The sequence below is a fragment of the Shewanella sp. genome (genome assembly GCF_051658185.1).
Taxonomy (GTDB): domain Bacteria; phylum Pseudomonadota; class Gammaproteobacteria; order Enterobacterales; family Shewanellaceae; genus Shewanella.
Map to the genome: position 1 here is coordinate 1 of NZ_JBOFMC010000358.1, position 2,691 is coordinate 2,691.

General features: G+C 46.1%; 4 protein-coding genes and 1 pseudogene. 3 read left to right on the forward strand and 2 right to left on the reverse strand.

Going from position 1 to position 2,691, the window contains the following annotated elements:
* The 3 genes from ACRCZA_RS13630 to ACRCZA_RS13640 form a co-directional block, all read left to right on the forward strand.
* On the forward strand, positions 1-494 hold a 494-nt coding region (locus ACRCZA_RS13630; RefSeq protein ID WP_438674958.1), incomplete at its 5' end, for a chemotaxis protein CheW.
* Between the two features lie 7 nt (positions 495-501).
* Entirely contained in the window at positions 502-996 is a 495-nt protein-coding gene (locus ACRCZA_RS13635; RefSeq protein ID WP_438674959.1) for a chemotaxis protein CheW, read from the forward strand.
* A gap of 136 nt (positions 997-1,132) precedes the next feature.
* On the forward strand, positions 1,133-1,531 hold the full coding sequence (locus tag ACRCZA_RS13640) for a DUF2802 domain-containing protein (protein ID WP_438674960.1): 399 nt from the start codon (positions 1,133-1,135) through the stop codon (positions 1,529-1,531).
* A gap of 102 nt (positions 1,532-1,633) precedes the next feature.
* Here the strand turns inward: ACRCZA_RS13640 and ACRCZA_RS13645 are convergent, their stop codons facing one another.
* Both ACRCZA_RS13645 and ACRCZA_RS13650 read right to left on the reverse strand, forming a co-directional pair.
* Positions 1,634-1,942: an EscU/YscU/HrcU family type III secretion system export apparatus switch protein gene (locus ACRCZA_RS13645; RefSeq protein ID WP_438674961.1), complete on the reverse strand. Its 309-nt coding sequence runs from the start codon at positions 1,940-1,942 to the stop codon at positions 1,634-1,636.
* Between the two features lie 20 nt (positions 1,943-1,962).
* Positions 1,963-2,691 (reverse strand): annotated as a pseudogene (locus ACRCZA_RS13650) (flagellar hook-length control protein FliK); the annotation flags it as partial.

Genomic DNA, 2,691 nt, shown 5'->3' on the forward strand with positions numbered 1-2,691 from the left:
CAACCGTGCCAAGCATCACCACTGATCTGCAGCAGCTGTTAGAGGATGAATTTCAAGTATTGTTTTTTCAGGTGGCGGGCCTGACATTGGCTGTCCCGTTGGTCAGTTTAGGCGGCATCGTAAAAATAGAGCGCATCAATCATATTATCGGGCGCCCGAGCTGGTTTTTTGGCGTGCAAACCTATCGTGAACAACAGCTCAATATCGTTGATACCGGCGCTTGGGTGATGCCAGAAAAATACACCGACGAACTAAAACAAACAGTAAATTATCAATATGTTGTATTATTAGCCGGCAGCAATTGGGGATTAACTTGTGAGTCTTTAGTCAATGCTGTAAAAATCAATAAAACGCAAGTAAACTGGCGCAGTAAAGCGGGTAAACGCCCCTGGTTAGCTGGCGTAGTGAAACAACAAATGTGTGGGATTTTGCACGTACAAGCCTTGGTTGACATGCTTGATGCGGGTTTAGGTTGTCAGGACTCAATAAATTGAGGTTAACATGAAAGATTCAAGAAATGTCGCAGCAACAGCTGCAAGTAAAGATGATGTTGTATTACAGTGGGTTACCTTCAAGCTGGACAACGAAACCTATGGCATCAACGTCATGCAAGTACAGGAAGTGTTACGTTATACCGAAATCGCTCCAGTGCCAGGTGCTCCTTATTATGTATTAGGGATCATTAATTTACGTGGCAATGTGGTGACGGTTATCGATACCCGCGCCCGGTTTGGTTTGCCCTCTGCAGAGGTGGATGACGCTACGCGTATCGTTATCATTGAAGCGGAAAAACAGGTCATAGGTATTCTCGTCGATAGCGTCGCTGAAGTGGTTTATCTGCGCCGCAGTGAAATTGATAATGCGCCCAATGTGGGGACAGAGGAAAGCGCCAAATTTATTCAAGGCGTGTGTAACCGCGACAATGAATTGTTGATTTTGGTTGACCTCGATAAGTTATTATCCGATGAAGAATGGACCGAGCTCTCCCAGCTATAAGTTGAGTTAACTCATTGCGCCGTACAATAAATACAGACATTAACGTCGGCGCAATCGTTTGATTAAATTCAGCAATAAGAGCGCGGCAAGTTGTGATGATTTGGCTACCGATAATCAATAAGCATAAGGATTTTTAATGGGCGATGAATTTTTGATCGCAGCGTTAGTGTATGTCATTGCATGCTTAGGTTTAGTGCTGTATTTGCAAAAGCAGTTGAGTAAATTACGTAACAAAGTCGAAGCGTTGACCGTCTTAGTTAAGGAAGGGGATCGTCAACGAGAATCCTTTAAGCGGGAATTGCAAGAGCTGCGCAGTGGTACGATAGGCGTGGGACGGCGGGTGATCGAGCTTGAAAAGCGTTTGCAACAGCAATCGGAACGTATTGAAGAGTCTACGATGCAAGATCCTCAAGCCAAACTCTATACCAGAGCAATGAAAATGGTCAGCCTTGGTGCGGGGGTGGACGAGCTGATTAAAGAGTGCGAACTGCCCAAAGCAGAAGCCGAATTGCTTATCCGTTTGCACCGTAAATAGCCCGCGCAGCAGTCGTTTTAGGTTCTAGATGCTAGAACCTAGAACCTAGAACCTAAAATCTAGAACCTAGCTAACGCGCTGACTTTTTACGTTGAGTGTGGATTAGGCCTTTGCCACAATTTTTTGGTGCATGTTATTCCACTGTTCAGGAAACTTGCCGTCGAGCATGTAGACAAACGCAATCAGCTCCGCTATCAGCAGGTAGAGTTCTTTGGGTATTTCCTCCCCTAATTCTAATAGCCGTAAAAAATCGCTGAGGTGAGGATCTTGATGGATATGCACTCCTGACGCCTTTGCCAGCGCGATAATCTCTTCAGCAACTAATCCCTCGCCGGTGGCGACAATTTTGGGGGCATTTTTGCCGTCATAACTCAGTGCAACCGCTTGTTTTACTTTAGACTCTTCATTCATCTTGTTCGCCTTCAGAGGGATTATGCCTTGGTTTTGACGAGGAAATGATCCCCAGGCAGTAAGGTCGCAGGCACTGGCGCGATGAGCGTCGAGAGCTCGCCCGGGGTAAAGCCTAGCTGCCCAAGTTTTTGACCTAATGGAGTCAGAAATGTCTCGACTCTGCTTAATAGCTGTTGGTTGTTACCCTTAAATTCAATATCGAGGGTTTGTTGATGGCAACGGGCTGAAATCAACAATGGCCCTTGGGTTAAATTAAACTTTAACTGTAAATGCCAACCCGGTAATTTTTGTGGATCATCGCTTCCATTCTCAGGTTGAAATTTACCCTCAAGCTGCTCATGGCGCTGATCCATACTGTAGGGCAGGGCAAAAAACCAGGTTAAATTGCCATTATCAGCACTGGCCTGTTGATAGAGTTGTAAGTTTGATGCGAGCTGCCCCATGCTCTCTAGTCCACCCGCTTTGCTCATCTGGCTCAATTGATGGGCGCTTAAACCGACTTTCCGCTGCAATTGTTCGAGGTAGTTAGCCAGCCTTTGGCTGATAGCTTGATGGGTACTGGCCGCTTTAAAACCAAGCAAGAGTTGGAACAACGAGGTAATCGCACTGGCATTCATTAATAATGACGATGACTGCAGTGGTGAGGAGGCAAGATTTAGGGTTGCTAACCCTAATATGTCCTCTTTAAGGCTTTGCGGATCGGTCAGTTGGCTCAAGGGCTGCGGGCTAAGGTGCGGCAGCTGTTTTAA

Excerpts from the sequence above, each read along its gene's own strand:
- ACRCZA_RS13640 (WP_438674960.1), top strand. The coding sequence starts at position 1,133 with ATGGGCGATGAATTTTTGATCGCAGCGTTAGTGTATGTCATTGCATGC.
- ACRCZA_RS13635 (WP_438674959.1), top strand. The coding sequence starts at position 502 with ATGAAAGATTCAAGAAATGTCGCAGCAACAGCTGCAAGTAAAGATGAT.
- ACRCZA_RS13645 (WP_438674961.1), bottom strand. The coding sequence starts at position 1,942 with ATGAATGAAGAGTCTAAAGTAAAACAAGCGGTTGCACTGAGTTATGAC.